Origin of the sequence: Micromonospora sp. NPDC000089 (assembly GCF_042899365.1) — a bacterium.
Classification (GTDB): Bacteria; Actinomycetota; Actinomycetes; order Mycobacteriales; family Micromonosporaceae; genus Micromonospora.
Map to the genome: position 1 here is coordinate 477,513 of NZ_JBIAZT010000002.1, position 26,597 is coordinate 504,109.

The 26,597-nt window shown below is 74.9% G+C and carries 29 protein-coding genes and 1 pseudogene; 26 read left to right on the forward strand and 4 right to left on the reverse strand.

Translation table 11 applies throughout. The features are described from left to right. Positions 1-77 precede the first annotated feature (77 nt). The 11 genes and pseudogenes from ACFY3U_RS05625 (at position 78) to ACFY3U_RS05675 (ending at position 10,083) form a co-directional block, all read left to right on the forward strand. Entirely contained in the window at positions 78-782 is a 705-nt protein-coding gene (locus ACFY3U_RS05625) for a cell division protein SepF (protein WP_387195373.1), read from the forward strand. A gap of 29 nt (positions 783-811) precedes the next feature. After that, positions 812-1,111 (forward strand): YggT family protein, encoded by a 300-nt coding sequence (locus ACFY3U_RS05630; protein ID WP_387195376.1) that lies wholly within the window; start codon positions 812-814, stop codon positions 1,109-1,111. 52 nt (positions 1,112-1,163) lie between these two features. Beyond that, entirely contained in the window at positions 1,164-1,964 is an 801-nt protein-coding gene (locus ACFY3U_RS05635) for a DivIVA domain-containing protein (protein WP_387195380.1), read from the forward strand. Between the two features lie 77 nt (positions 1,965-2,041). After that, positions 2,042-2,380 (forward strand): annotated as a pseudogene (locus tag ACFY3U_RS05640) (hypothetical protein); the annotation flags it as partial. A gap of 637 nt (positions 2,381-3,017) precedes the next feature. Then, positions 3,018-3,320: a DUF167 domain-containing protein gene (locus ACFY3U_RS05645; RefSeq protein WP_387195383.1), complete on the forward strand. Its 303-nt coding sequence runs from the start codon at positions 3,018-3,020 to the stop codon at positions 3,318-3,320. 22 nt (positions 3,321-3,342) lie between these two features. Further along, the gene (locus tag ACFY3U_RS05650) at positions 3,343-4,845 is read left to right on the forward strand and encodes a potassium/proton antiporter (protein WP_387195386.1); all 1,503 of its coding nucleotides are present in this window, start codon (positions 3,343-3,345) and stop codon (positions 4,843-4,845) included. 223 nt (positions 4,846-5,068) lie between these two features. After that, the gene (locus tag ACFY3U_RS05655) at positions 5,069-5,488 is read left to right on the forward strand and encodes a TraR/DksA family transcriptional regulator (RefSeq protein WP_387195389.1); all 420 of its coding nucleotides are present in this window, start codon (positions 5,069-5,071) and stop codon (positions 5,486-5,488) included. Positions 5,489-5,554: 66 nt separating this feature from the next. Beyond that, positions 5,555-6,166, forward strand: a complete 612-nt coding sequence (gene lspA, locus ACFY3U_RS05660; RefSeq protein WP_387195392.1) for a signal peptidase II — start codon at positions 5,555-5,557, stop codon at positions 6,164-6,166. Next, the gene (locus tag ACFY3U_RS05665; RefSeq protein ID WP_387195395.1) at positions 6,163-7,107 is read left to right on the forward strand and encodes an RluA family pseudouridine synthase; all 945 of its coding nucleotides are present in this window, start codon (positions 6,163-6,165) and stop codon (positions 7,105-7,107) included. Before lspA ends, ACFY3U_RS05665 begins: the two co-directional genes overlap by 4 nt. A gap of 220 nt (positions 7,108-7,327) precedes the next feature. Beyond that, entirely contained in the window at positions 7,328-9,229 is a 1,902-nt protein-coding gene (locus ACFY3U_RS05670) for an AAA family ATPase (protein WP_387195398.1), read from the forward strand. Between the two features lie 56 nt (positions 9,230-9,285). Next, positions 9,286-10,083 (forward strand): DUF2567 domain-containing protein, encoded by a 798-nt coding sequence (locus tag ACFY3U_RS05675; protein WP_387195401.1) that lies wholly within the window; start codon positions 9,286-9,288, stop codon positions 10,081-10,083. Here the strand turns inward: ACFY3U_RS05675 and ACFY3U_RS05680 are convergent. Continuing rightward, on the reverse strand, positions 9,998-10,696 hold the full coding sequence (locus ACFY3U_RS05680; protein WP_387195404.1) for an LON peptidase substrate-binding domain-containing protein: 699 nt from the start codon (positions 10,694-10,696) through the stop codon (positions 9,998-10,000). The two genes, ACFY3U_RS05675 and ACFY3U_RS05680, sit on opposite strands and share 86 nt — an antisense overlap. A 106-nt stretch (positions 10,697-10,802) precedes the next feature. On the opposite strand from ACFY3U_RS05680, the gene hisD reads away from it, so the two are divergent. From hisD to hisF, 12 genes are all read left to right on the forward strand, one after another. Then, complete coding sequence (hisD, locus tag ACFY3U_RS05685) at positions 10,803-12,125, forward strand: histidinol dehydrogenase (RefSeq protein ID WP_387195407.1); 1,323 nt, start codon at positions 10,803-10,805, stop codon at positions 12,123-12,125. An 11-nt stretch (positions 12,126-12,136) separates the two neighbouring features. Further along, positions 12,137-13,267 carry a histidinol-phosphate transaminase gene (locus ACFY3U_RS05690; RefSeq protein WP_387195979.1) on the forward strand — a complete coding sequence of 377 codons (1,131 nt, stop codon included), beginning with the start codon at positions 12,137-12,139 and terminating at the stop codon, positions 13,265-13,267. Continuing rightward, a complete protein-coding gene (gene hisB, locus ACFY3U_RS05695) occupies positions 13,264-13,875 on the forward strand; it encodes an imidazoleglycerol-phosphate dehydratase HisB (RefSeq protein ID WP_387195410.1) in 612 nt (203 codons plus the stop codon). The genes ACFY3U_RS05690 and hisB overlap by 4 nt, the downstream gene beginning before the upstream one ends. A gap of 117 nt (positions 13,876-13,992) precedes the next feature. Continuing rightward, a complete protein-coding gene (locus ACFY3U_RS05700; protein ID WP_387195413.1) occupies positions 13,993-14,163 on the forward strand; it encodes a hypothetical protein in 171 nt (56 codons plus the stop codon). Next, positions 14,163-14,798, forward strand: a complete 636-nt coding sequence (gene hisH / locus ACFY3U_RS05705) for an imidazole glycerol phosphate synthase subunit HisH (protein ID WP_387195415.1) — start codon at positions 14,163-14,165, stop codon at positions 14,796-14,798. Before ACFY3U_RS05700 ends, hisH begins: the two co-directional genes overlap by 1 nt. 96 nt (positions 14,799-14,894) lie before the next feature. Then, positions 14,895-15,218: a hypothetical protein gene (locus ACFY3U_RS05710; RefSeq protein WP_387195417.1), complete on the forward strand. Its 324-nt coding sequence runs from the start codon at positions 14,895-14,897 to the stop codon at positions 15,216-15,218. 16 nt (positions 15,219-15,234) lie between these two features. Continuing rightward, complete coding sequence (gene priA / locus ACFY3U_RS05715; protein WP_387195419.1) at positions 15,235-15,963, forward strand: bifunctional 1-(5-phosphoribosyl)-5-((5-phosphoribosylamino)methylideneamino)imidazole-4-carboxamide isomerase/phosphoribosylanthranilate isomerase PriA; 729 nt, start codon at positions 15,235-15,237, stop codon at positions 15,961-15,963. Then, the gene (locus ACFY3U_RS05720; protein ID WP_387195422.1) at positions 15,960-16,373 is read left to right on the forward strand and encodes a Rid family hydrolase; all 414 of its coding nucleotides are present in this window, start codon (positions 15,960-15,962) and stop codon (positions 16,371-16,373) included. The genes priA and ACFY3U_RS05720 overlap by 4 nt, the downstream gene beginning before the upstream one ends. Positions 16,374-16,455: 82 nt before the next feature. After that, positions 16,456-16,902: a MarR family winged helix-turn-helix transcriptional regulator gene (locus ACFY3U_RS05725; RefSeq protein ID WP_387195425.1), complete on the forward strand. Its 447-nt coding sequence runs from the start codon at positions 16,456-16,458 to the stop codon at positions 16,900-16,902. Positions 16,903-16,907: 5 nt separating this feature from the next. Continuing rightward, the gene (locus ACFY3U_RS05730) at positions 16,908-17,339 is read left to right on the forward strand and encodes an organic hydroperoxide resistance protein (protein WP_387195982.1); all 432 of its coding nucleotides are present in this window, start codon (positions 16,908-16,910) and stop codon (positions 17,337-17,339) included. Between the two features lie 49 nt (positions 17,340-17,388). Then, positions 17,389-18,387 carry an NADP-dependent oxidoreductase gene (locus ACFY3U_RS05735; protein WP_387195428.1) on the forward strand — a complete coding sequence of 333 codons (999 nt, stop codon included), beginning with the start codon at positions 17,389-17,391 and terminating at the stop codon, positions 18,385-18,387. A 73-nt stretch (positions 18,388-18,460) separates the two neighbouring features. Further along, positions 18,461-19,228 (forward strand): imidazole glycerol phosphate synthase subunit HisF, encoded by a 768-nt coding sequence (gene hisF / locus ACFY3U_RS05740; RefSeq protein ID WP_387195431.1) that lies wholly within the window; start codon positions 18,461-18,463, stop codon positions 19,226-19,228. 54 nt (positions 19,229-19,282) lie between these two features. Here hisF and ACFY3U_RS05745 read toward each other — a convergent pair whose 3' ends face one another. After that, entirely contained in the window at positions 19,283-19,741 is a 459-nt protein-coding gene (locus ACFY3U_RS05745; protein ID WP_387195434.1) for a hypothetical protein, read from the reverse strand. Between the two features lie 57 nt (positions 19,742-19,798). After that, complete coding sequence (locus tag ACFY3U_RS05750) at positions 19,799-20,452, reverse strand: YitT family protein (protein WP_387195437.1); 654 nt, start codon at positions 20,450-20,452, stop codon at positions 19,799-19,801. A gap of 58 nt (positions 20,453-20,510) precedes the next feature. On the opposite strand from ACFY3U_RS05750, the gene ACFY3U_RS05755 reads away from it, so the two are divergent. From ACFY3U_RS05755 to ACFY3U_RS05765, 3 genes are all read left to right on the forward strand, one after another. Beyond that, the gene (locus tag ACFY3U_RS05755) at positions 20,511-21,968 is read left to right on the forward strand and encodes a PLP-dependent aminotransferase family protein (protein WP_387195440.1); all 1,458 of its coding nucleotides are present in this window, start codon (positions 20,511-20,513) and stop codon (positions 21,966-21,968) included. Positions 21,969-22,069: 101 nt separating this feature from the next. After that, complete coding sequence (locus ACFY3U_RS05760; protein ID WP_387195443.1) at positions 22,070-23,308, forward strand: low temperature requirement protein A; 1,239 nt, start codon at positions 22,070-22,072, stop codon at positions 23,306-23,308. Positions 23,309-23,384: 76 nt separating this feature from the next. Then, positions 23,385-24,695, forward strand: a complete 1,311-nt coding sequence (locus ACFY3U_RS05765; protein WP_387195446.1) for a low temperature requirement protein A — start codon at positions 23,385-23,387, stop codon at positions 24,693-24,695. Positions 24,696-24,755: 60 nt separating this feature from the next. Here the strand turns inward: ACFY3U_RS05765 and ACFY3U_RS05770 are convergent, their stop codons facing one another. Next, positions 24,756-26,582, reverse strand: a complete 1,827-nt coding sequence (locus tag ACFY3U_RS05770) for an AMP-dependent synthetase/ligase (protein WP_387195449.1) — start codon at positions 26,580-26,582, stop codon at positions 24,756-24,758. Positions 26,583-26,597 lie beyond the last annotated feature (15 nt).

Consider the following 26,597-nt stretch of genomic DNA (forward strand, 5'->3'; position numbering starts at 1 on the left):
CGGGCATGGGTTGCCAATCGTGATCAAGCGACACGGCACGGGGGTGCGTGCCGCACGGCGGACGGAAGGGCGCGGCGATGGGTGCACTGCGCAAGGCGGGGGTCTGGCTCGGCCTGGTCGAGGAGGACGACGAGCGGGGCTACGACGAGGGCGGCTACGACAAGCCCGGTTACCGTGACTCGTCGCGGTACCGGTCCAGCCGGTACGCCGACGAGTTCGCCGACGAAGACGACGACGCCGAGGAGCCGCCGGCTCCCCGGCCGCGGCTGGGCGAGCGGGGTCGGCTGTCCGAGCGGAGCACGGGCCGGTCGGCGGAGGCCGACCGGGGCGACGACGACCGCCCGGAGCGGTCCGAGCGATCGGAGCGGTCCAGCGTGCGGTCGATCACCCGGTCCGGCGGCGGGGAGACCTCCGGCGCCCTGACCTACCACACCCGGGACAATCTCGCCCTCGCCCCGCAGTCCGCGCCGCGGGAGCGCGCGGTGGTGGCCGAGGAGGAGCAGCGGTACCAGATCACCACGCTGCACCCCACCACCTACCGGGAGGCCCGCACCATCGGGGAGCACTTCCGCGACGGCGTTCCGGTGATCATCAACCTCACCGAGATGGACGAGGCCGACGCCCGCCGACTGGTGGACTTCGCCGCCGGGCTGGCGTTCGGCCTGCGCGGTACGATCGAGCGCGTGACCAACCGGGTGTTCCTGCTCTCACCGGCCAACGTCCAGGTCACCGCTGAGGACAAGGCCAAGATCGCTGAGGGCGGCTTTTTCAGCCTGAGTTAGTCCGCCCCGAGCAAGGGACGTCGCCTGCCGTGTTGTCGATCGTGCTGCAAGTGCTCTACCTGCTGCTCTATCTCTTCCTCATCGTGCTGTTGGCCCGATTCGTTCTCAGCGCCGTCCTCCAGTACGGTCGCCGGTGGCAACCAGGGCGGGGAGCGTCGGCGGGGCTGGAATCCGTGTGGAGCGTCACTGATCCGCCTCTCAAGGCGTTGAGGCGTGTGATCCCTCCACTGCGCATTGGTAACGTGAGCATCGACCTGGCCTCCCTTGTGCTCCTGGTTATCCTGTTCGTGCTGATGGAGTTCGTGTTGAAGCGGTTGATCATTGGATGAACATCCGGTGGCCCAGCCCGCTACGCGGCCGCAACTGACCCGAGGAGTTTCGATGCCGCTGACCCCGGCCGACGTCCACAACGTCGCCTTCAAGAAACCGCCGATCGGCAAGCGGGGGTACGACGAGGAGGAGGTCGACGCCTTCCTGGACGAGGTCGAGCGCGAGCTCGCCCGCCTGATCGAGGAGAACAACGAGCTGCGCGCTCAGGTCGAGCGTGGCGGCCGCGGCGGCGCGCCCGCCGGCCCGGTCGGTGACGGCCGCCTCGCGGCGGAGCTCAACGACGTCAAGGCCCAGCTCGACCGGGTCCAGCGGGACAAGGCCGCGGCCGAGCAGGCCGCCCGCGCCATGCAGGCCGAGCTGGAGCAGGTCCGCTCCGGCGGTGGCCCGGCCAACGTCGGTGACGGCGAGCAGCAGGCGCTGCGGGTGCTGATGATGGCCCAGCGGACCGCTGACGACCACGTCTCCGACGCGCGTCGCGAGGCCGACCAGCTGCTGTCCGAGGCCCGTTCCAAGGCCGAGGAGGTCACCCGCGAGGCGCGGGCCAAGGCCGACGCCCTGGAGCGCGACGCCCGCCAGCGGCACCAGGAGGCCATGGGCGGCCTGGACGCCAAGCGCACCGCGCTGCAGAAGCACATCGAGGAGCTCAAGCAGTTCGAGCGCGAGTACCGCACCCGGCTCAAGGCGTACCTGGAGAGCCAGCTGCGTGACCTCGACGGTCGGGGCCAGGGCCTGGAGGTCGAGATGACCCGGTCCGAGGGCGCCCGCGCCGCGGGTGGCAACGGGCTGGCCTCGGCCAGCCTGGCCGGCTCGTACGGCGGCGGACGCTCCGGCGCCCTCGAGTCGGGCCGCTGATCCACCGGCCGGCGGCCCGTTCCTCCCGGACGGGCCGCCGGCCGCCCCACACCGATCCGGCGCGGCGGGGGTGAGCCGTGATAGTCGCAAGTCTGTTGCTCATCCTCGTCGCGGTCGGATTGCTGGTGGTCGGTCTCGCCGACGGCTCCAGCACCCTGCTGATCAGCTCCATCGCGGCCAGCCTGCTGGCCGCCGTCGCGCTCGTGACCGGCGCCCGCCAGGCGGCGGCCACCCGGGCGGCGGCGGGCGGAGGCCGGCCGCGGACGGCGGCTCCCCCCACCCCAGACGGGGCGGATCCGGAGCCCGCCCAAGGTGTTCCCACGACGTTCGGCACCGGCGGCGACGGGTGGCGGCAACCGCCCTCGCGGCCGGTGACCGGGGACGTCGTGGCCCTTCCCGCGGCGCCCGACCCGGCGCCGTGGCCCGGCCCGGAGCCGGCGACCTCCACCGACTCCGGGGATCCGGCGCCCGGCGAGTCCGGCCCCGGCACCCCCTGGGAGCCGCGCGCCGAGCCGACCTGGGAACCGCGGGCCGACCTGCCGCGCCAGCGCGTCGCGGGGACGGCCCCGGACGACGCCGACCCGCCGTGGCAGCCGCGGCCGGAGGCGCCGTGGGAGCCCGAGACCGAAACCCCCTGGGTACGCCCCGGCGAACCGGCCGTCGCCGCGCCGGGTCGATCCGATCCCACCCTCGCCGGCACGCCCCCCGACCCGACGCCGGACGACACTCCGTCGCAGTGGTCGACGGCCGACGGTCCCGGGTCGGGGTGGCCGGCCGACGAGCCGGCGGCCACCGGCGGCGGCTGGTCCGACGAGCCGGCCGTGCAGCGGGTGCCGGCCGGGGACGCCGCGCTGCTGGCCCGGCTGGACAACGCCGTCGAGGTGATCGACGGCCGCCCCCGCTACCACCTGGCCTCCTGCGTCCACCTGCTCGGGCGCGACCACGAGCAGCTGCCGGTCTCCGAGGCGATCTCCCTCGGCTTCACCCCGTGCGGCCGCTGCGCGCCGGCCACCGCCCTGCTCGCCGACGCGTTCCCCGGCTGAGCCGGCCACCATGTCCGACGACGCGCTCACCGTCGCCGTACGGGTCCGGCCCGGCACCTCCCGGGCACGGGTGGGCGGCCGGTTCGACGGCCCGCACGGCCCCGCCCTGGTGATCGCGGTCAACGCGCCGGCCGTCGACGGTCGGGCCACCGAGGCGGCCCGGCGGGCGCTCGCGGGGGCGCTCGGGGTCCGGCCGGGGGCGGTGTCGCTGCGTACCGGGGCGGCCAGCCGGGACAAGCTGTTCCTGGTCGAGCGGCCCACCCCGGCGGTGGCCGACACGCTGCGCCGGCTGCGCGACGGCTCGGCCGGGTGACCGGGCCCTGGATCGGTCGGCCGTGACGCCGGGCCTGGACCTCGGGCTGCTGCTCGGCGCGGCCGTCCTGCTGGTGGCGGTGGGCGCGGTCCGCTTCTCCACCCGCCTCGGGGTGCCGAGCCTGCTGGTCTACCTGGCGCTCGGGGTGGCGATCGGGGAGGCCGGTCTCGGCATCCGCTTCGACGACGTCGAGCTCACCCGGGTGCTCGGCTTCTGCGCGCTGATCGTGATCATCGCGGAGGGTGGCCTCACCGCCCGGTGGAGCACGCTGCGCCCGGTGCTCGGCCTGGCCGCCGCGCTGTCCACGGTCGGGGTACTGGTCAGCATCCTGGTGGTGGGCCTGATCGGGCACCTGCTGCTCGGGCTGGACTGGCGGCTGGCCCTGCTCTACGGCGCGGTGCTGTCGTCCACCGACGCCGCGGCCGTCTTCGCCACCCTGCGCCGGCTGCGGCTGCCGCCGCGGCTGGTGGCCACCCTCGAGGCCGAGTCCGGCATGAACGACGCCCCCGTGGTGATCCTGGTGGTGCTGCTGTCCCGGGACGGCGTGGCCGGCCACCCCTGGTGGTACGAGGTGCTGCTGGTCGGCTACGAGCTTGGATTGGGCGCCGCCGTCGGGCTGGCGGTGGGGCTGGCCGGCCGGTTCACGCTGCGGCGGGCGGCGCTGCCCTCGGCGGGGCTCTACCCGATCGCGGCGGTCGGCTTCACCGTCCTGGCGTACGCGGCGGGCGCGACGTTGCACGCCTCCGGCTTCCTCGCCGTGTACGTCGCCGGCGTGCTGCTGGGCAACGCCCGGCTGCCGCACCGGCAGGCCATCCTCGGGTTCGCCGACGGGCTGGCCTGGTTGGCCCAGATCGGGCTGTTCGTGCTGCTCGGGCTGCTGGCGTCGCCGGGCCGGCTGCCCGCCGCCGTGCTGCCGGCGGTGGTCACCGGGCTGGCGCTGCTGCTGGTCGCCCGGCCGCTGTCGGTGGCGGTCTCCGCGCTGCCGTTCCGGGTCGGGCCGCGCGAGCAGGCGTTCCTGTCCTGGGCGGGGCTGCGCGGGGCGGTGCCGATCGTGCTCGCCACCATCCCGCTCTCCGAGCGGGTGCCCGGCGCGGACCGGCTCTTCGACGCGGTCTTCGTCCTCGTGGTGATCTTCACACTGTTGCAGGCCGGCACCCTCGCCCCGGCCGCCCGGCGGCTGGGGGTGACCGCGCCCGCCGAGGCCGCCGAGCTCCGGGTGGAGACCGCCCCGCTGGAGCGGATGCGCGCGGACCTGCTCCAGGTCGAGGTGCCACCGGGCTCCCGGCTGGCCGGGGTGCACGTCGACGAGCTGCGACTGCCGGTGGGCGCCTCGGTGACCCTGGTGCTGCGGGACGGGTCCGGTTTCGTGCCGGGCGCGGACACCCGGCTGAAGGCCGGCGACAGCCTGCTGATCGTGGCGACCGCCGGGGCCCGCGACGAGGCCGAGCGCCGGCTCCGCGCGGTCAGCCGGCGGGGTCGTCTGGCCAGGTGGTTTGGCGAGTACGGCGAGGACCGCGACGGCTGATCTGCTAGCGTTCCTTTTGCCCTGTTCAGGGCCTACCAGGGGCGGAAAAGCGGTTCGTCGGTGCGGCACGTTGTCGTACCCGGTGTACGTTCCGTATTCTTGCCAACCTCCGGAGTGCACGGCTCGCTGTCGTGCGCCCGTTTGCGTACGCGGGGGACGCCAGGCCGGCGCCCCTCGGCCAAGCACGCCGATGGCCGCGTTCCGGCGGCCGAGGGAGCTGACGATGGCGAAGCCAGCCGACACCAGGGTCGCCGGCCGCAAGCCGGTGGCCAAGCCCACCCGCAGCGCCGCGGAGACCGAGAAGATCCGCGCCGCGCTGGCGGCCCGGCGGGACGAGCTGCGCGCCGAGTACGATCAGACGCTGAGCGAGATCACCGAGCTGCAGCGCGACCGGCTGACCGACTCGGCCGGGGACGACCAGGCCGACACCGGCACCAAGACGCTCGAGCGCGAGCAGGAGATCTCCCTCGCCAACAGCATCCGGGAACGGATCACCCAGGTCGAGCGCGCGCTGGAGCGGCTCGACGAGGGTGGCTACGGGTGGTGCGAGCGGTGCGGGAACCCGATCCCGGTGGAGCGGCTCGCCGCCTTCCCGTCGGCGACCCTCTGCGTGACCTGCAAGCAGCTGGAGGAGCGGCGCTGACGCGGCTTCCCGGCGACCGCGTGAGACGGCGGACCCTCGCCGCCGTCCGGAGTCGATGGGGAGTCGATGACCACAGCACGTCCCGCCGGGCCGGGCACCGCTGAGCCGCAGGCGGGTACGCCCCGCCGTCGGGCGTTGGCGGTGCTGCTCGGCATCGCCGCCACCGCCCTGCTGGCCGACCTGCTCACCAAGCAGTGGGCGCTGTCGGCGCTCGACGACCGCGGTCCGGTCCGCGCGCTGGGCGGCGCCGTCTACTTCACCCTCATCCGCAACAGCGGCGCGGCCTGGAGCATCGGCTCCGGGCACACCTGGGTGTTCCCGCTGATCACGATCGGCGTGGTGGCCTGGATCGGCTGGATGGCCCTGCGGCTGCGCTCGCTGCCCTGGGCGGTGTCGCTGGGCCTGGTGCTCGGCGGCGCGCTGGGCAACCTCGTCGACCGGGTCTTCCGGGCCCCCGGCCACTTCGTCGGGCACGTGGTCGACATGGTCAGCCTCTTCGACCCGTACGGGCAGGTCTGGCCGGTGTTCAACCTCGCCGACAGCTGCCTGGTCTCCGGCGTGCTGCTGGCGGTGCTGCTGGAGCTGACCGGCCGGCAGCGCGACGGCCGGCGAGCCGGTCACCGCGACGCCGAGGCGGACCGCGCCCCGGCCGGCGCTGAGCACCGGGAGCGGGCGTGACCTCGGCCTTCGCCGCGGGCGGCGACCAGCGTTCCCTGCCGGTGCCGGACGGCCTCGACGGCATGCGGCTGGACCAGGCGGTGTCCCGGCTCTTCGGGCTGTCCCGGACGGCGGCAGCGGCCGTGGTCGACGCCGGCGACGCCCTGGTGGACGGGGTCGTCCGCGCCAACTCGCACAAGGTCAAGGCCGGCTCCTGGCTGGAGGTGACGCTGCCCGCCCCGCCGGCGCCGCCGACCGTGGTGCCGCAGGCGGTGCCCGGCCTGACCGTGGTCTACGCCGACGACGACATCGTGGTGGTGGACAAGCCGGTCGGGGTGGCCGCCCACCCCAGCCCCGGCTGGACCGGCCCGACGGTGATCGGCGCGCTGGCCGCGATCGGGCACCGGATCTCCACCAGTGGGGCCGCCGAGCGGCAGGGCGTGGTGCACCGGCTCGACGTGGGCACCACCGGCATCATGGTCGTGGCCAAGAGCGAGCCGGCGTACACCGCGCTCAAGCGGGCGTTCAAGTACCGCGAGGTGGAGAAGCGCTACCACGCCGTGGTCCAGGGCCACCCGGATCCGTCGAGCGGCACCATCGACGCCCCGATCGACCGGCACCCGCACCACGACTACCGCTGGGCGGTGGTCTCCGGCGGCAAGCCGAGCATCACCCACTACGACACCATCGAGGCGTTCCCGGCGGCGAGCCTGCTGGACGTGCGGCTGGAGACCGGCCGGACGCACCAGATCCGGGTGCACTTCTCCACGCTGCGGCACCCGTGCGTGGGCGATCTCACCTACGGCGCCGACCCGACCCTGTCCGCCCGGCTCGGGCTGGCCCGGCAGTGGCTGCACGCACGCTCGCTGAGCTTCGAACACCCGCGCACCGGCGACCAGGTGACCTTCGTCAGCGAGTACCCCGACGACCTGGCCCGCGCGCTCGCCGCGCTGCGCGACTGAGCCGCACCGGAGCGGGTGGGCGATTCGTCGGAAGACGCGCCGGCCGCGACCCGTTCCGCGTCGCCCGGTCCGGGGCCGCCGACCACCCCCGCGACCTCGCCGGCCGGCCGGGTGACGGCGGGTCGACGGGCCGGTAGCGCTGCGCGTCCGTACCGGGGGATGTGCGCGGACGGGTGTGGTCCGCATAGGGTTTCGTTCGTAGCCTGTCAGACGAAGATCGATGGGGCGGGGAGGGCGAGCCTTGGACGGCAGCGAGACCGGCTGGGGTCGGTCGGCCGAACCGGCGCCGCGATGGCGCGCCCTGCTCGACCGCGCCCGCCTCGGCGGGCGGGCGGCCGAGCACGGCGAGCCGGACCGCCGGGCCGACGAGCCGGCACCGCGTGACCGGGACCCGTTGCCCCGGCAACGATCCGCCAACGGCTGGTCCGGCCGGGCCGCCGCGCCCGTCCCGCCCGCCGACCCGGGCTACGCCCCGGAGCCCGGCTACGGCCCGGGCCGGGCCGCCGGCCCGGGGTACGCCGCCGAGCCGGGCTACGCCTCGGATCCCGGCTACCCGGCCGCGCAGGGCTACGGCGCGGATGCCGGCTACGCCGCCGGCCCGGGTTACGCCCCGGACCCCGGCTACGCCCCGGACCCCGGCTACGCCGCCGAGCCGGGCTACGGCGCGGACCCCGGCTACGCCGCCGAGCAGGGCTACGGCCCGGATGCCGGCCACCCCGCCGAGCAGGGATACGTCCCCGATCCGCGCTACGCCGCCCGCGCGGGACGCGCGACCGTGCCCCGTCCACCCGCCGCGCCCGGCCATCCCGCCGACCCGCCCGGCTATCCGGCCCAGCCGGACCATGCCGGCGAGCCGGGCCACCGGGCCGAGGGGTCCTACCGGGTCGATCCGGCCTATCGGCAGGGCCCGGACCGCCGGCCGGAACCGGCGTACCGGTCCGAGCCCCCGCCGGTCGAGCCGCCGGCGTCCCGCTACGCGCTGCTGGACAACGGCTACCGGCACGAGCCGCCGCCGGCCGAGTCCCGGTACGCCGCCCTGCTGGACGGGGGCTACCTTCCCGGCGGCGCCCCGGCCGGCTATCCGCAGCCGCCGGCCCAGCCGGAGCCGGCGTACCCGGCCGAGCCGGCGTACCCCGGGCCCGGGCCGGGGAGCGCGCCGGCCGTCGCGGAGCCGGCGTACCGGGCCGAGCCGGGGTATCCGCAGGCCGAGCCGGGGTACCCGCAGGCCGAGCCGGCGGCGGTGGCCGGGGACCGTGGCTATCCCGCCCGGATCGAGCCGGCCCGGATCGAGTGGCGCCCGCAGAGCCCGCAGGACGAGCAGGAACGCGCCGCCGGGGTGCTCCGCCGCGAGCTGGGCGGCCCCCGGGTGCTCGCCTTCGCCAACCCCAAGGGCGGGGTGCACAAGACCACCGCCACCGTCCTGGCCGCCGCCACCGTGGGCAGCGTGCGGGGCCGGGGCGTGCTCGCCTGGGACGACAACGAGCTGCGCGGCACCCTCGGGCTGCGCGCCGGCAGCGCCCGGCACGCCCGGACGATCCGGCACCTGATCAGCGATCTCGCGCACATCGAGATCCGGGAGGGCGCCGAGCTGCTGGAGTCGTTGGACGAGTACCTCCGGCACGCCTCCGACGGCTCGTACGACGTGCTGGCCGGCGAGGAGAGCCCCCGGTTCGCCCAGCGGCTGGACCAGTTCACCGTCAAGCGGGTGCTGGAGCTGCTGCGCCGGACCCACGACGTGGTCTGCGTCGACACCGGCAACAACGTGGAGAGCGCGAACTGGCGCACCGTCATGCAGGCGGCCGACCAGCTGGTGGTGACCACCGTGCCGCGGGAGGACGCCGCGTTCAGCGCGGACTGGATGCTGGACCTGCTGCACGAGGTGGGCATGGGGGAGCTGGCCGACAACGCGGTCACCCTGATCTCCTGCCCCACGCCCGGCCGCTCGTCGCTCCAGGCCGACCTGGAGAAGCACTTCGCCACCCGGACCAGGGCGGTCACCGTGGTGCCCTACGACCCGGCGCTGGAGACCGGCTCGTCGATCGAGTACCCCCAGCTGCAGCCGGAGACCCGGCAGGCGTGGCTGCGGGCCGCCGCGGTGATGCTGGAGCCGTTCGCCCGGTGAAGGGACGTCCGGCCTCCGCCGCCCCGGCGCGCGGCCGCGCCTGAGAGGATCACCGGGTGAGCCCGGACACCCCCGATCCGTACCGGCCCGTCGACCGTCCCGACGCGCCGCATGCCGCCGCATCCGATCCGACCGGCGCCGCCGGGCCGCCCGGGGTGGCGTGGCCACCGGCGTACGCGGCCGCGCCGGTCGTCACCGACCGTCCCCGGCACCGGGTCGCGGTGGCCGTGGCCACCGCGCTCGGGGTCGCGCTGCTGGGCGTGCCGCTCGGCCTGCTCTGGGCGGCCGTGGCGCCGGACACCCCGGTGCTCAAGACGGCCGAGGGAGCGATCTACGCGCAGCCGCAGCCGGAGCAGCCGATCGCCGCCGACGGCTGGTTCAGCGTGCTCGGCCTCGCCTTCGGCCTGCTCTGCGCGGTCGGCCTGTGGATGCTGCTGCGCCGGCGTCGCGGGCCCGGCACGCTGTTCGCGGTCGCGCTGGGCGCGCTCGGCGCCGGGCTGGTGGCCTGGCAGGTGGGCCGCCGGATCGGCCTGTCCGGGTATCAGCGGCTGCTGGCCACCGCGCCGGAGGGCACCGCCTTCACGAAGCCCGCCGACCTGCGGGCCGGCGGGATCGAGCGGCTGCTGGGCGTGCTGCCGGTGCCGTTCGGCGACGTGCTGCTGCCGGCGTTCGCCGCGGTGGTGGTGTACACCCTGCTGGCCGGCTGGTCCCGCTGGCCGTCGCTGCGCCCCGAGCCGGACCTGGAGCTGGCCGCCCACCCGGGCGGGCTCAGTTCGGGGTCGGCGGGGACGCCAGCTCCGACAGCGGCACCGGAACCGCCCGCACCTGGCGCAGCAGAGCCGCCTCGCGGTTGAGCAGCCGCAGCTCGGCGCGCAGCCGGCCGGCGGTGTCGTCGATGGCGAGCAGCCGCTGCCGGTCGGCGACGGTCAGCGCGGCGGTGGCCGCCACCAGGTGGGACAGCACGGTCGCGTCCTCCGGCAGCTGCTCGGAGATGTCCTCCTGGCCCGGCCGGATGAGGGCGAGGTACTGCCGGAACACGGCGATCACCCGGGCGGCCAGCAGGTCGGCCGCCTCGTCGGGGCCGGCCGGCTCGGGCAGCCACTCCACCTCGGCGGTCAGGTACGGCGCGGCGCCCTCGTCCACGTCGGCGATCCGGAACCGGCGACGGCCCACCGTGACGATGTCGAAGCCACCGTCCTCGAGCTCGGTGACCTCGCGCAGCTCCGCCGTGCAGCCCACCTCGTGCAGGGTGATTCCGCCGCCGCCCGGGGTGGCCGGGCCGCCGCCGGGCGCCACCTCCCAGCCGGCCGCGATGGCCACCACACCGAACTCGCGCGGTGCGCCCTCGGGCAGGTCGACCAGGTGGCGGACCAGCGCGCGGTAGCGCTCCTCGAATATGTGCAGCGGCAGCACCAGGCCGGGAAAGAGCACCGTTCCGAGCGGAAACACCGGCAGCCGAGCGGTCACGCCGTCGAGCCTAGCCGGAGCCCGCCCGGGCGGCGTGGCTCGGCTCACCCCTTCCGCGCCACGGGCGGCCCGGGAGTCGTCGGGCGGGCCGCCTAGACTCGCAAGGGTGTTGAATCGGATCGACCTGCGCGGCGGCGTCCGTGACCCGCGCCGCCTGCTGCCCCGTGCCCAGCTCGACGTCTCGGTGGCCGTCGAGCGGATCCGCCCGCTCGTCGAGGCGGTCCGCGACCATGGGTACCCGGCGATCCGCGAGGCCAGCGAGCGCTTCGACGGGATCAGCCCGGACGTGCTGCGGGTGCCGGTCAAGACCATCGCCGAGGCGGAGGGGACGCTCGACCCGGCCGTCCGCGCCGCGCTGCTGGAGTCGATCACCCGGGCCCGCAAGGTGCACGCCGACCAGCGCCGCACCGACCACGTCACCCAGGTGGTGCCGGGCGGGGTGGTGACCGAGCGCTGGGTGCCGGTCGACCGGGTCGGCCTCTACGTCCCCGGCGGCCTGGCCATGTACCCGTCGACCGTGGTGATGAACGTGGTCCCCGCCCAGGCGGCCGGGGTCCGCTCGCTGGTGGTGGTCAGCCCGCCGCAGCAGGACAACGGCGGCCTGCCCGACCAGCGGGTGCTGGCGGCCTGCGCGCTGCTCGGCGTCGACGAGGTGTACGCCGTGGGCGGCGCCCAGGCGGTCGCCATGCTGGCGTACGGCGCCGCGGTGAACGCCGAGGGCAATCTGCACTGCGACCCGGTCGACATGATCACCGGGCCGGGCAACATCTGGGTCACCGCCGCCAAGCGGCTGCTGCGCGGCGTGGTGGGCATCGACGCCGAGGCCGGCCCGACCGAGATCGCCATCCTGGCCGACGACACCGCCGACCCGGCGCACGTCGCCGCCGACCTGATCAGCCAGGCCGAGCACGACCCGCTGGCGGCCAGCGTGCTGGTCACCCCGTCGGTGGCGCTGGCCGACGCGGTCGACCGGGAGCTGGCCCGGCAGGTGCCGGCCACCAGGCACGTGGAGCGGGTGAGCACCGCGCTGGGCGGTGAGCAGAGCGGCGTCGTGCTGGTCGACGACCTGGACGCCGGCCTGCGGGTGGTCGACGCGTACGCGGCCGAGCACCTGGAGATCCAGACCGAGAACGCCCGGGAGTGGGCGCTGCGGGTGCGCAACGCCGGGGCGATCTTCGTCGGCGCCTGGTCTCCGGTGTCCCTCGGCGACTACTGCGCCGGCTCCAACCACGTGCTGCCCACCGGCGGCTGCGCCCGGCACTCGTCGGGGCTGTCCGTGCAGTCCTTCCTGCGCGGCATCCACCTGGTGGAGTACACCGAGGACGCGCTGCGCGAGGTGGCGCCGCACGTGGTCACCCTGGCCAACGTGGAGGACCTGCCGGCGCACGGCCAGGCCGTCCGGGCCCGCTTCCCGGGTGATCCCTCGTGAGCGAGCGCGGCCTGACCGGCCTGGACGACCTGCCGATCCGCGACGACCTGCGCGGCCTGCGCCCGTACGGGGCGCCGCAGCTGGACGTCGCGGTGCGGCTGAACACCAACGAGAACTCCTACCCGGTGCCGGAGCCGGTGGTCGAGGCGATCGGCAAGGCGCTCGCCGCCGAGCTGCGCGACCTGAACCGCTACCCGGACCGCGACGCGCTGGCGCTGCGCGCCGACCTGGCGGCGTACCTGGGGCACGGGCTCACCGTCGAGCAGGTGTGGGCGGCCAACGGCTCCAACGAGATCCAGCAGCAGTTGCTGCAGGCGTTCGGCGGGCCGGGGCGCAGCGCGCTGGGCTTCGTGCCGGCGTACTCGATGCACCCGCTGCTGGCGCTCGGCACCGGCACCCGGTGGATCCCCGCGCCGCGCGGGGTGGACTTCGGGTTGACCGCCGCCGAGGCGGTCGCCCAGGTCCGCGAGCACCGGCCCGACGTGGTGTTCCTCTGCTCGCCGAACAACCCCACCGGCACCGCGCTCGACCCCGAGGTGGTGACCGCGGTGCTCGACGCCGCGCCCGGCATGGTGGTCGTCGACGAGGCGTACGCCGAGTTCGCCCGGCCCGGCACTCTCAGCGCGCTGGCGGTGCTGCCCGGCCACCCGCGGCTGGTGGTGACCCGGACGATGAGCAAGGCGTTCGGCTTCGCCGGCGGCCGGCTGGGCTACCTGGCGGCCGACCCGGCGGTGGTGGCGGCGGTGCAGCTGGTCCGGCTGCCGTACCACCTCTCGGCGCTCACCCAGGCCGCCGCCCGGGCGGCCCTGGCGCACCGGGACGCCCTGCTCGGCACCGTCGAGGCGATCAAGGCGCAGCGCGACCGGATCGTCGCGGAGCTGCGCGCCCGGGGGCACCGGGTGGCCGACAGCGACGCCAACTTCGTGCTCTTCGCCGTGGCCGGCGACCAGTCCGTGACCTGGCGGGCCCTGCTGGAGCGGGGGGTGCTGGTCCGCGACGTCGGCCTGCCCGGCTGGCTGCGGGTCACCGCCGGCACCCCCGCCGAGACCGACGCCTTCCTCACCGCTTTGGAGCAACTCCCAGGGGGAGCGCGAGGAGTGAGCTTGCGAGCCCCGCAGTCGCCACCGAAAGGCAAGCAATGAGCCGCACCGCCCGGATCGAGCGGGTCACCAAGGAGACCAAGGTCCTCGTCGAGCTCGACCTCGACGGCACCGGCCAGGCCGAGATCGGCACCGGCGTCGGCTTCTACGACCACATGCTGAACCAGATCGCCCGGCACGGCGGCTTCGACCTGACCGTGCGTACCGTCGGCGACCTGGAGATCGACGCGCACCACACGATGGAGGACACCGCGCTGGCCCTGGGCGCCGCGTTCGACCAGGCGCTGGGCGACAAGGCCGGCATCCGGCGGTACGGCTCGGCCACCGTCCCGATGGACGAGGTGCTGGTCCGGGCCGCGGTCGACCTCTCCGGCCGGCCGTACGTGGTGCACGACGAGCCGGTGCTCGCGCCGTACATCGGGCCGGTCTACCCGACCAGCATGACCCGGCACATCTGGGAGTCGTTCGGCCAGGCGGCCCGGATCACCCTGCACGTGGACGTGCTGCGGGCGGCCCGCCCGGGCGGCCACCCGGACGCCCACCACGTGGTGGAGGCGCAGTTCAAGGCGGTCTCCCGGGCGCTGCGCGAGGCCACCGCCCTCGACCCGCGCAACGCGGGCGTGGTGCCCAGCACCAAGGGCGCGCTCTGATGAGCGCGAGGAGTGCAGCGCAGCGGAGCCCCGCAGTCGCGAATGAAGGTGCGTTCTGATGAGCGCGAGGAGTGCAGCGCAGCGGAGCCCCGCAGTCGCGAATGAGGGTGAACTCTGATGGGTCCGGTGCTGCCGACCCTGCTGCTGATCCTGGCCGGCCTGCTGGGCGGCGGGACGTTGTCGTTGTACCGGCAGGGCGCCCCGCGCGGTGCGATCGTGACCACGGGGCTGCTCGCCGCCCTGGCGACCGTCGCCGGGGTGCTCTGGCTGCTGCCCGGGGAGGGCTGATGAGCGCGGTGGACCGGCGGATCGTGGTGCTCGACTACGGCTCGGGCAACCTGCGCTCGGCCGAGCGGGCGCTGGAGCACGCCGGCGCGCGGGTGACCGTCACCGCCGACCTGACCGCCGCCGCCGAGGCGGACGGCCTGGTGGTGCCGGGGGTCGGCGCGTACGCCGCGTGCATGGCCGGGATCGAGGCGCTCGGCGCCGGCCCGGTGATCGCCGAGCGGGTGGCCGCCGGCCGGCCGGTGCTGGGCATCTGCGTCGGCATGCAGATCCTCTTCGAGCACGGTGACGAGCACGGTGTGGTGACCAAGGGGCTCGGGCTGCTGCCCGGTGGGGTGACCAAGCTGCCCGCCGACCGGCTGCCGCACATGGGCTGGAACACCGTGACGCCGGCCGCGGGCTCGGTGCTCTTCGCCGGGCTGCCCGCCGACAGCCGGTTCTACTTCGTGCACTCGTACGGCGTGGTGGACGCGGCGGCGCTGACCGCGGCCGGGGCTCGGGTCACCACCGCCCACCACGGCGCGGACTTCGTCGCCGCGGTGGAGCGGGGGTCGCTGTCGGCCGCCCAGTTCCACCCGGAGAAGTCGGCCGAGACCGGCGCGGCGCTGCTGCACAACTGGTTGGCCACGGTTGACTGAGCCGGCCGGCCCCCGGCTCGCTGGCCGGGCCGGGCAGCCGCCGGGGTTCGGCGGCCCGTCCGGCGCCACCGGCGACGATCACCCGGACTGGCGCCGGTGAGCCGGGAGCGGGCCCGCCGCCGCGCGGCCCGGGAGGCCGAGGCGGCCCGCGCCCGGGTGGTCCGGGAGCGCCAACTCGCCCGCCGGCGGAGCCGACGGGCGCTGGTGCTTCGGCTGACGCCGCAGTGGCGGCGCGGTCGCACCGGCCGACTGGCCCGGCGCAGCCGCGGGCAGCGCGCCGGCATCGTCGGCCTGACCGTCGCGGCGCTGGCCCTGATCTGGACGATGGTGGACGACCTGGCGCTGCGCCTGCTGCTGGTCGTCCTGCTACTGCTGGTCCTGCCGGCGATCGTGGTGATCGCCCTGGACCGTCGAATCTGATGCGAGGAGAAAGATCGTGAGCCTCACCCTGTTGCCCGCCGTGGACGTCGCCGACGGCCAGGCCGTCCGGCTCGTCCAGGGCGCCGCCGGCAGCGAGACCACCTACGGCGACCCGCTGGAGGCCGCGCTGGCCTGGCAGGCCGACGGCGCGGAGTGGATCCACCTGGTCGACCTGGACGCCGCGTTCGGGCGGGGCACCAATGCGCACCTGCTCGCCGAGGTGGTCCGCCAGCTCGACGTCAAGGTGGAGCTCTCCGGCGGCATCCGGGACGACGAGTCGTTGCGCGCGGCGCTCGGCACCGGCGCGGCCCGGGTCAACATCGGCACCGCCGCGCTGGAGAACCCGCAGTGGTGCGACCAGGTGTGCGGCGAGTTCGGCGACCGGGTGGCGATCGGGCTGGACGTGCGCGGTCGTACCCTCTCCGCCCGGGGCTGGACCCGCGACGGCGGTGACCTGTGGGAGGTGCTGGAGCGGCTGGACGCCGCCGGCGCGTCCCGGTACGTGGTGACCGACATCACCAAGGACGGCACCATGCGCGGCCCGAACCTGGAGCTGTTGCGCGAGGTGTGCGCCCGGACGAAGGCCCCGGTGATCGCCTCGGGCGGCGTCTCGACCCTGGACGACCTGCGCGCCCTGGCCACGCTGGAGCCGGTCGGGGTGGAGGGCGTGATCGCCGGCAAGGCGCTCTACGCCGGCGCGTTCACCGTGGCCGAGGCGCTGGAGACGCTGCGGGTCGCCGGGTGACCGACCTCGACAGCGACGGCGCGGTCGTCACCCGGCTCGGCTCCGGCGGGCCGTGGGAGGCCGTGTACGGCTACTCGCGGGTGGTCCGGGCCGGGTCGTCGGCCTGGACGGCCGGCTGCACCTCGACGGTCGACGGCGAGGTGGCGCACGTGGGGGACGCGGCGGCCCAGACCGCCCAGGCGCTGCGGATCGGCCTGGCCGCGCTGGCCGAGGTGGGCGTCGAGCCGGCGCACGTCGTCCGCACCCGGATGTACGTGACCGACCGGTTGTACGCCGACGAGGTGGGCCGGGCGCACAACGCGGTGCTCGGCGCCGTCCGCCCCGCCGCCACCCTGGTCGTGGTGGCCGCCCTCCTCCACCCCGACCACCTGGTCGAGATCGAGCTGGAGGCGTACGTCCAGCCGGAGTGACCCGCGCGGGTGGCCCGTGGCGGCGGTCACCCCCGTACGCCGATCGGTTGTGCACAACTGAATTGCGCGCTACGGTTTTCCCGTGATCGATGATCTGGTGCTGCGTCGACAGGTGTGCTTCGCGCTCTATGCCGCGTCGCGCGCCCTCACCGACGTCTACCGGCCCATCCTCGACGAGTTCGGCCTGACCTACCCGCAGTACCTGGTGCTGCTGGTGCTCTTCGAGCGCGGCGACGACGCCCCGACGGTCTCCGAGCTGGGCGCCGCGCTGCGGCTGGACTCCGGCACGCTCTCCCCGCTGCTCAAGCGGCTGGAGGCGGCGGGCCTGGTGGTCCGGACCCGGTCGGCGCGCGACGAGCGACGGGTCGAGGTGGGGCTGACCGGCGACGGCGCGGCCCTGCGGCAGCGGATGGCGCAGGTGCCGCTGCGGGTCGCCCGGGCCACCGGCCTGGGCGAGGCCGAGCTGATCGCCCTGCGCGACACCCTCACCACGGTCACCGAGACGATCCACCGACAGAAGGAGCAGTGATCCCCGTGCAGGTGCTCTACACCGCGTCCGCGACCGCCACCGGCGACGGCCGGGACGGCCACGTCCGTACCTCCGACGCCACCCTCGACCTGGACCTGGCCGTGCCGAAGGAGATGGGCGGCACCGGCGGCGCGGCCAACCCGGAGCAGCTCTTCGCGGCCGGCTACGCGGCCTGCTTTCACTCGGCGCTGCGGCTGGTGGCCCGCAAGGCCAAGGCCGACGTGACCGGCTCGGTCGTCGAGGCCGAGGTCGGCATCGGCCCCAACGGCAGCGGCGGCTTCGGCCTGACCGTCGCCCTGGTGGTGGACCTGCCGGCGGTCGAGCGTAGCGCCGCCCAGCAGCTGGTCGAGGCCGCTCACCAGGTCTGCCCGTACTCGAACGCGACCCGTGGCAACATCGAGGTCGCCCTCACCGTCCGCGAGGCCGCCGCGGCCTGACCGCCGCCCCGAGCCCCACGATCATCGCGTACGAAAGGACGACCACCGGATGAGCACCAACCGTGAGATCCACCTGGCCTCCCGCCCGCAGGGCTGGCCCACCGCCGACAACTTCCGCCTCGTGGAGACCGAGGTGCCCACCCCGGGCCCCGGCCAGATCGTGGTCCGCAACCAGTTCATGTCAGTCGACCCGTACATGCGGGGCCGGATGAACGACGTGAAGTCGTACGTGCCGCCGTTCGCGATCGACGCCCCGCTCGACGGCGGCGCGATCGGCGAGGTGGTGGCCAGCGAGGCCGACGGGATCAAGGTCGGCGACACCGTGCTGCACGGGCTCGGCTGGCGGGAGTACGCCCTGGTCGACGCCAAGGCGGCCCGGGCGGTCGACCCGAGCCTGGCGCCGGTCAGCGCCTACCTGAGCGTGCTCGGCATGACCGGGCTCACCGCGTACGCCGGGCTGCTCGACGTGGCCGCGATGAAGCCGGGGGAGAGCGTCTTCGTCTCCGGCGCGGCCGGCGCGGTGGGCAGCATGGTCGGCCAGATCGCCAAGCTCCGGGGCGCCTCCCGGGTGGTCGGGAGCGCCGGCTCGGCGGCCAAGGTCGAGCGGCTGAAGGCGCTCGGCTTCGACGCCGCCTTCGACTACCACGACGGCTCGGTGCGCGACCAGCTGAAGGCCGCCGCCCCGGACGGCGTCGACGTCTACTTCGACAACGTGGGCGGCGAGCACCTGGAGGCCGCCATCTCGTCGATGAACCTGCACGGCCGGGCCGCGATCTGCGGCATGATCGCGCAGTACAACTCCGACGAGCCGCCCGCCGCGCCCCGCAACCTGGCGCTGGTGATCGGCAAGCGGCTCACCCTGCGCGGCTTCCTGGTCGGCGACCACGGCCACCTGCGCGACCAGTTCGTCCAGGAGATGGCCGGCTGGCTGCGGGACGGCAAGCTGTCGTACGACGAGACCGTGGTGGACGGCATCGAGAACGCCCCGGAGGCGTTCCTCGGCCTGATGCGCGGCGAGAACCTGGGCAAGATGCTCGTCCGGGTGTGACCCGGAACTCCTTCGCGGCGGTCGGCCCGGTCGGGCCGGCCGCCGCGGCGTACCTGTTGGATAGGCTCGCGGCATGACGGTGGCGGTACGGGTGATCCCGTGTCTGGACGTGGACGCCGGGCGGGTCGTCAAGGGGGTCAACTTCGTCGACCTGCGCGACGCCGGCGACCCGGTGGAGCTGGCCGCGGCGTACGACCGGGCCGGCGCGGACGAGCTGACCTTCCTCGACGTCACCGCCTCCGCCAGCGACCGGGGCACCATGCTCGACGTGGTCCGGCGCACCGCCGAGTCGGTCTTCATCCCGCTCACCGTGGGCGGCGGGGTCCGCACCGTCGCCGACGTGGACACCCTGCTGCGCGCCGGGGCGGACAAGGTCGGGGTGAACACCGCCGCGATCGCCCGGCCCGAGCTGATCGCCGAGATCGCCGACCGGTTCGGCCGGCAGGTGCTGGTGCTCTCGCTGGACGTGCGGCGGGCGCCGGCCGGCACCACCCCGAGCGGCTTCGAGGTGACCACCCACGGCGGTCGCCGGGGCACCGGGCTGGACGCGGTCGAGTGGGCCCGGCGCGCCGCCGGGCTGGGCGCGGGCGAGATCCTGCTCAACTCGATGGACTCCGACGGCACCAAGGCCGGCTTCGACCTGGCGTTGATCCAGGCGGTGCGGGCCGTGGTGGACGTCCCGGTGATCGCCAGCGGCGGGGCCGGCGCGGTGGCGCACTTCCCGCCGGCGATCGGCGCGGGCGCGGACGCGGTGCTCGCCGCCAGCGTGTTCCACTTCGGCGAGCTGACCGTCGCCGAGGTCAAGGACGCCCTGCGCGCCGCCGGTCACCCGGTGCGCTGAGGCCGCCGCCGGCCGCTCTGCCTCGGGCGTCGCCTGCCATCCGCCCCACGCGGGTCAGTGGCCGCCGTGGCCCTCCGGCGAGCGACGCGGCGCGGGGATCGACCGGACCAGGTACTCCTGCACCGCCTTGGCGTGCTCCTCGTCGGCGAGCTGCCAGTCGGCGCTGCCCGGGGCGTGCCGGCGGACCAGCGCCCCCTGCACGGTGTCCACCGTGGTGGCCAGCCCGGCGTTGGGCCGGGTGCGCCAGAGCCGCTCACCGTCGGGGGTGATCCGGAACCAGCCGTCGGTGACGCTGATCAGCCCGGCGCCGGCCAGCCGGCGGACCGCCGACTCGACCTCGTCGCGTTCCGGGATCGCCTGGTTGAGGTGGTCGGCCGTGGAGATCACGTCGGCCAGCCGGACACCCTCCGGGCGCCGGGTGTCGGCCGCCCGGCGGTGCCGTCCGGCCCCGCTCGCGATCACCAGTGACACGAAGATCCAGGCGTCCGCCCAACGCCATCCGTTCTCCCCCATGCAGGAATGATGCCCGCAGGTGTCGGCGGAGGAAACACCGACTTTCCGGCGATCGGATCAGCGCAGGTCAGCGAGGGTGGGCCGGACACCGTCCGTAGTGGACCTTGCCGGTACGGTCAGCCGGGGGATGAACCACTGGGCCAGCGGGCCGATGGCGAGCGCGTACGCCACGGTGCCCAGGCCGACCGTGCCGCCGAGCAGCCAGCCCAGCGCCAGCACCGTCACCTCGATGCTGGTGCGGACCAGCCGGATCGACCAGCCGGGGCGGCGGGCCACCAGCCCGGTCATCAGCCCGTCCCGGGGGCCGGGGCCGAGCCGGGCGCCCAGGTAGAGCCCGGTAGCGGCGCCGTTGGCCACGATCCCCACCACCAGCAGGCCGATCCGTACGCCGAGCGGCAGCCCGGCCGGCAGCAGCGCGGCGGCGCCGTCCACCACCAGCCCGATCACCAGCACGTTGCTGATCGTGCCCAGGCCGGGTCGCTGGCGCAGCGGCAGCCAGAGCAGCAGCACCACCGCGCCGGTCAGGATGGTGACGGTGCCGAAGGAGAGGTGGGTCTGCCGGGCGACCCCCTGGTGGAACACGTCCCACGGGTCCAGCCCCAGCTCGGAGCGGATCATCAGGGCCATGCTCAGGCCGTACAGCACCAGCCCGGCGTAGAGCTGGGACAGCCGCCGGGCCGGCCGGTCTCGGAGATTGCCAATCAGTGCCACGCATGCCAACCTAGGTGCCAATCTCGGGAAGCGAAGAGCCAATCCGGCGGAGGTGGCCATGACCAGTCAGGTTCGGGGCGCGCAATTGGCCCGTCTGCTCGGGCGGTGGCACGCCCTGCCGGGCCGCCGCCGCAGCCCCGACTACGCCGCGCTGGCGGCCGCGGTGCGCGGCCTGCTCGCCGACGGCCGGCTCCCCCTGGGGGTACGCCTGCCCGCCGAGCGGGAGCTGGCCGAGGCGCTGCGGATCAGCCGGACCACGGTCACCGCGGCGTACCGGCAACTGCGCGAGACCGGCCACCTGGCCAGCCGGCGCGGCGCGGGCAGCTGGACCATGCTGCCCGGCACCCACCGGGTGGCCAGCACTGGCCTGTGGACCCCGGCCGACGACCGGGACATGATCGACCTGGGGGTGGCCGCGCTGGCCGCCCCGCCGCAGCTGGTGCCGGCGGCCCGGGCGGCCACCGAGGACCTGCCCCGGTACCTGGGCGGGGCCGGCTACCACCCCACCGGGATCATGGAGCTGCGCGAGGCGGTCGCCCGCTCCTACACCGGGCGGGGGCTGCCGACCAGCCCCGAGCAGATCATGGTCACCAGCGGCACCCAGCACGCGCTGGACCTGGTGTTGCGGCTGGCGCTCGCCCCCGGCGGCAACGTGCTGGTGGAGTCGCCGACCTACCCGAACGCGCTGGCCGCGCTGGCCGCCCGGCGGGCCCGGATCGCCACCCACGGGCTGGCCGCCGACGGCGCCGGCTGGGACGCCGACCTGCTGCTGGGTGCGATCCGGCAGACCCGGCCGAAGCTTGCGTACCTGATCCCCGAGTTCCAGAACCCCACCGGCCACCTGATGCCGGCGCCGCTGCGCGAGCGGCTGGTGGCGACCGCGCACGCCGCCGGCACCGACCTGGTGGTCGACGAGTCCTTCGTCGACCTGCCGCTGGACGGCACCGAGCTGCCCCCGCCGGTCGCCGCGTACGACCGGCACAGCCGGGTGATCAGCATCGGCGGGATGAGTAAGCCGTACTGGGGTGGGCTGCGGATCGGCTGGGTGCGCGCCTCCGCGCCGCAGGTGCAGCGGCTGGCCGCCGCCCGGGTCGGGGTGGACATGGCCAGCCCGGTGCTCGACCAGCTCGTCGCGGTGCACCTGCTGGCCGACGCGCCGGCCATCGTGGCCGCCCGCCGGGCCCAGCTGGCGGTGCAGCGCGACGCGCTGGTCGACGCGCTGCACCGGCGGCTGCCGGACTGGCGGTCGTATCCGCCGCGCGGCGGGGTGACCCTCTGGGTGGAGCTGGACGGGCCGATCTCCAGCGCGCTGGCCCGGGCGGCCGAGGAGGTCGGCGTACGCCTGGCGCCCGGCCCCCGGTTCGGCCTGGACGGCACCCTGGAACGGTTCCTGCGGCTGCCGTTCACGCTGCCGGCCGCCGACCTGGTCGAAGCGGTCGACCGGCTCGCCGCGGTCCGCTACGACCTGGACCGCGGCGGACGGCCACAGTGGTCGGAGCCCGCCGTCATCGCCTGAGCCGGGTCGGCGGCGTTCGCCGCCGGCGGCGCCGCCCGGCTGCCAGACTGTGCGCCGTGACGAACGGCGGCCCGGCGCGGCGACCCCCACGGATGCGGGGGATGACCGAGGGCGCCACGGTCACCCCGCTGGAGCTCTTCTTCGACCTGGTCTTCGTCTACGCGCTGACCCAGGTGACCGCGCTGATGGCGGCGAACCTCACCTGGTGGGGCATGCTGCACGGGCTGCTCGTGCTGGCCCTGCTGTGGTGGTGCTGGTGCTGCTACGCCTGGCTGGGCAACACCGTGCGCGCCGACGAGGGCGCGGTGCGGGCGGCGCTGTTCGCGGTGATGGCCACCATGTTCGTGGTCGCGCTGACCATCCCCGAGGCCTTCGACGACCTGCCCGGCGGGCTCTCCGGCCCGGTGGTCTTCGCCTCCGGCTACCTGGTCGTGCGGGTGCTGCACCTGGTGCTCTACTGGTACGCCGCCCGCGGCGACGTCGGGCTGCGCCGGCAGCTGCTGCGGGTGTCCCTGCCGATGCTGGCCGGGGCGACCCTGCTGTTCACCGCCGCGCTGCTGCCGCAGCGGCTCACCGACACCTCGCACGGCCAGGACACCCTGCGCACCCTGCTGTGGGTGCTCGCACTGGCCATCGACTACGGCGGTGTCATGGCGATCGGCGCGCGCGGCTGGCGGATCTTCTCGGCCGCGCACTGGACCGAACGGCACGGGCTGATCATCATCGTGGCGCTCGGCGAGTCGCTGGTGTCGATCGGCGTCGGGGTGACCGCGCTGCCGATCTCCTGGCCGATCATCGTCGCCTCGTTCCTCGGCGTCGCGGTGGCCGCCGCGCTGTGGTGGGCGTACTTCGACGTGGTCGCGATCGCCGCCGAGCGGGTGCTGCACCGGGCACAGGGCGCCGCGCGGGCCGCGCTGGGCCGGGACTCCTACACCTACCTGCACCTGCCGATGGTCGCCGGCATCGTGCTGCTCGCGCTGGGCCTGAAGAAGGTCCTGGCGTACGTGGGCGACGGCACCCACCACCGGCTCACCGACCCGCTGCACGGGCTGGGCCTGCTCGCCCTCTACGGCGGCGTGATCGTCTACCTGCTCGGGCACCTGGGCTTCCGGCTGCGCAACATGCGCTCGGTGAACTGGCCCCGGGCGGTGGCCACCGGGTTGCTGGTGCTGCTCGTCCCGGTCGCCGACCACCTGCCGGCGCTGGCCGCGCTCGGGCTGCTCGCCGCGGTCTGCGTCGCCATGATCGCCGTGGAGGTGCTGGTCTTCGGCGACGCCCGGCGCCGGCTGCGCGACTCGTTCCTCGAGGAGCACGGCGCCGGCCCGGCGCCCGGCCGGTAGCGGCCCCATGCCCGGCCGCCGGAGCGATATCGGGGATCCGGGGCGGACGCGGTCGTCCGGTTGACAGACTGCCGGTGTGGACGGCGGGAGGCTGCGCTGGTCGGGTGCGGTACGGCAGGGCGCGCCCGGGTCGCGGGCCACCCGGCTGGAGCTCTTCTACGACCTGGTCTTCGTGTACGCCTTCCTCACCGTCACCACGCTGACCTCCACCGAGCCGACGGTGCGGAACCTGATCGCCTGCCTGCTGGTGCTGGCGCTGCTGTGGTGGTGCTGGACCGGCTTCGCCGGCCTGGGCAACCGGGTCCGCACCGACCAGGGCGTGCTGCCGGTGGTCGGGTTCGTCACCGTCACCGCGACGTTCCTGCTGGCGCTGAGCACTCCGGGCGCGTTCGTCGACCGGCCGGGCGGGCTGAACGGGCCGGTCTTCTTCGCCGGCTGCTACCTCGTGGTCCGGGCGTCCCAGCTCGCGGTCTTCGGCTGGGTGGCCTGGTCCGACCCGGCCGAGCGCCGGCGCTGGCTGCGGCTCACCCTGCTGCCGGTGACCGCCACCGCGCTGCTGGTGGTCGCCGCGCTGGTGCCGCAGCGGCTCGCCACCGGCGCCGGTCAGGGCTGGCTGCGGCTGGGCCTCTGGATCGCCGCGTTGCTGGTCGAGTACGTCGCGGGCACGGCCTGGGGGTGGTCGTACTGGGTGGTGGTGTCGGCCGGGCACTGGGCGGAACGGCACGCGCTGATCGTGCTGGTCGCCCTCGGCGAGTCGATCATCGCGCTGGGCTTCGGGCCGAAGTTCATCCGGGAGCTGCCGCTGACCTGGCCGGTGGTGGCCGCGGCGGGGTTCGGCATCGCGGTCGCCTCGGCGCTGTGGTGGGCGTACTTCGACACCCTGGCGCTCGCCGTCGAGCAGGCGCTGCACCGCACCCGGGAACCGGTGGCCCGGGCCCGGCTGGCCCGCGACGCGTACACCTGGCTGCACCTGCCGATGATCGCCGGGATCATCTTCTTCGCCCTGGGGCTCAAGGACCTGCTGGCGGAGGTGGCCGATCCGGCGACGCCGGCCCGGGGCGTACCGCTGGGGGGTTTCTGGGTGCCGGTGCTGCACGGCGGGGTGGCGGTCTACCTGCTCGCGCTGGCCGGCCTCGGCTGGCGTGCGCTCGGCGCGGTGCGGTGGGCGCCGCTGGCGGCGGTGGCGGTGCTCGCCGCGCTCTCCCCGGTGACCGCCCGGGTGCCGGAGCTGGACGCGCTGGCCCTGCTGGCGGTCGTCTGCGTGGTCTCGACGGTGGCCCAGACGGTGGTGGACGGGCCGCGCCGGCGGCGGATCCGGCAGGTGGCGCTGGATGAGCAGCTGGCCTTCGAGCTGGAGCAGTCGCGGTGGCGCGGCGAGCACCTGTGACCGGGCCGGTGGCCGTGTCCCGGGACGGGGAGACACGGCCACCGGGGTCCGGTCGGCCGGTCAGAGCTCGGCCAGCGTGCCCTCGTACATCCGGTCGATCTCGCCGGCGAAGTTGCTCTCCACCCCGCGCCGCTTGATCTTCAGCGACGGGGTCATCTCGCCGTGCTCGATGGTCAGGTCGCGCGGCAGCACGGTCACCTTCTTGATCGTCTCCCAGCGGTTGAGCCGGGCGTTGAGCTGGGCGACGTACCCCTCGACCATCTCCTTCGCCTCGGGCGAGGTGACGATGTCGGCGTAGTCGCGGCCGTCCAGCGGGCCGCCGGCCACCCACCCCTTGAGCGCGTCCGGGTCGAGGCTGACCAGCATCGTGCAGTAGTTGCGGGCCTGGCCGATCACGATCGCCTGCGAGGTGTACGGGCAGAGCGCCTTGAACATGCCCTCGATGTGCGACGGCGCGATGTACTTCCCGCCGGAGGTCTTGACCAGGTCCTTCTTCCGGTCGGTGATCCGCAGGTAGCCGTCGTCATCCAGGCTGCCGATGTCCCCGGTGCGGAAGAAGCCGTCCTCGGTGAACGCGGCCGCGGTCTCCTCCGGGAGGTTGTGGTACCCGCGCATCACCGGCCGGCCGCGCAGCAGGATCTCTCCGTCGGTGTCGATCCGGCACTCCAGGTCGCCCATCGCCCGGCCCACCGTGCCGATCCGCAGGCCGTCCGGCGGGTTGACGAAGTTGCCCGCGCTGGTCTCGGTCAGGCCGTACCCCTCGGAGATGGGCAGGTTGGCAGCGGCGAAGAAGGTGGCGATCTCCTTGCTCAGCGGCGCCGCGCCGGAGACCAGCACCCGGATCCGGCCGCCGAGCCGGGCCTGCAGCTTGCTGAACACCAGCTTCTCCGCGACCGCGTACTTCAGCCGCAGCGGGGCCGGGACCGGCTTGCCGGCCTGCTCCAGGGCGACCTTCTCCTTGCCCACCGCGACCCCCCAGGCGAAGATCTTCGCCTTGGCGCCGCCGGCGTCCTGGGCGGTGGTGACCGCCTTGTTGTAGACCTTCTCGAAGACCCGGGGCGCGCCGCACATCAGCGTCGGCCGGACCACCGACAGCAGGTCGACCAGCTTGTCCACCCGGCCGTCGACGTACGTCGGCAGGCCCACGTGGGTGGCCCCGCAGAGCAGCGTCTTGCCGAACGAGTGGGCCAGCGGCAGCCAGAGGTACTGCACGTCGTCGGGGCGCAGCAGACTCGTCTCGGCCTGCACGACCCCCTCCCAGCACCAGCCGCCGTGCAGCAGCTCCACGCCCTTGGGCCGCCCGGTGGTGCCGGAGGTGTAGATCAGCGTGGCCAGGTGGTCCGGGCCGATCGGCGCGACCAGCCGGTCGATCAGGTCCGGCTCGGCGGCCAGCGCCCGCTCGCCCCGCTCCTCCAGCTCCGCGAGGGTCAGCTGGGGCACGCCGGCGGCCGGGTCGGCCGCCCCGTCGAAGAGCACCACGTGGGTCAGCGCGGGCAGGTCGGCACCGGCCAGCTTGGCGGCCTGGGCCGGGTTCTCCGCGAACAGCACCCGGGACCCGGAGTCGGCCACGATGAAGGTCGCGTCCTCGGGCTCGGTGGTCGGGTAGACGGTGGTGGTCGCGCCGCCGGCGCACATGATGCCGAAGTCGGCGATCACCCAGTCCAGCCGGGTGTTGGCCAGGATCGCCACCGGGTCCTCCGGGCCGACGCCGAGGCCGTGCAGGCCCGCCGCGACCGCCTTCGCCCGGCGCCCGACCTGCTCCCAGGTCAGCCAGACCGGGCCGGAGTCGTCCGGCGCCGGGTGGGCGAACGCGTGAGCGGCCGGGGACGCGGCCACCCGCTTGAGGAACATGTCGGGGATGGAGCGGTACGGTACATCGAGAGCCATCGCGGTTTCCGCCTT

Excerpts from the sequence above, each read along its gene's own strand:
- ACFY3U_RS05625 (WP_387195373.1), top strand. The coding sequence starts at position 78 with ATGGGTGCACTGCGCAAGGCGGGGGTCTGGCTCGGCCTGGTCGAGGAG.
- ACFY3U_RS05635 (WP_387195380.1), top strand. The coding sequence starts at position 1,164 with ATGCCGCTGACCCCGGCCGACGTCCACAACGTCGCCTTCAAGAAACCG.
- ACFY3U_RS05645 (WP_387195383.1), top strand. The coding sequence starts at position 3,018 with ATGTCCGACGACGCGCTCACCGTCGCCGTACGGGTCCGGCCCGGCACC.
- ACFY3U_RS05655 (WP_387195389.1), top strand. The coding sequence starts at position 5,069 with ATGGCGAAGCCAGCCGACACCAGGGTCGCCGGCCGCAAGCCGGTGGCC.
- lspA (WP_387195392.1), top strand. The coding sequence starts at position 5,555 with ATGACCACAGCACGTCCCGCCGGGCCGGGCACCGCTGAGCCGCAGGCG.
- ACFY3U_RS05670 (WP_387195398.1), top strand. The coding sequence starts at position 7,328 with ATGGGGCGGGGAGGGCGAGCCTTGGACGGCAGCGAGACCGGCTGGGGT.
- hisB (WP_387195410.1), top strand. The coding sequence starts at position 13,264 with ATGAGCCGCACCGCCCGGATCGAGCGGGTCACCAAGGAGACCAAGGTC.
- ACFY3U_RS05700 (WP_387195413.1), top strand. The coding sequence starts at position 13,993 with ATGGGTCCGGTGCTGCCGACCCTGCTGCTGATCCTGGCCGGCCTGCTG.
- hisH (WP_387195415.1), top strand. The coding sequence starts at position 14,163 with ATGAGCGCGGTGGACCGGCGGATCGTGGTGCTCGACTACGGCTCGGGC.
- ACFY3U_RS05735 (WP_387195428.1), top strand. The coding sequence starts at position 17,389 with ATGAGCACCAACCGTGAGATCCACCTGGCCTCCCGCCCGCAGGGCTGG.
- hisF (WP_387195431.1), top strand. The coding sequence starts at position 18,461 with ATGACGGTGGCGGTACGGGTGATCCCGTGTCTGGACGTGGACGCCGGG.
- ACFY3U_RS05745 (WP_387195434.1), bottom strand. The coding sequence starts at position 19,741 with ATGGGGGAGAACGGATGGCGTTGGGCGGACGCCTGGATCTTCGTGTCA.
- ACFY3U_RS05755 (WP_387195440.1), top strand. The coding sequence starts at position 20,511 with ATGACCAGTCAGGTTCGGGGCGCGCAATTGGCCCGTCTGCTCGGGCGG.
- ACFY3U_RS05760 (WP_387195443.1), top strand. The coding sequence starts at position 22,070 with ATGACCGAGGGCGCCACGGTCACCCCGCTGGAGCTCTTCTTCGACCTG.
- ACFY3U_RS05770 (WP_387195449.1), bottom strand. The coding sequence starts at position 26,582 with ATGGCTCTCGATGTACCGTACCGCTCCATCCCCGACATGTTCCTCAAG.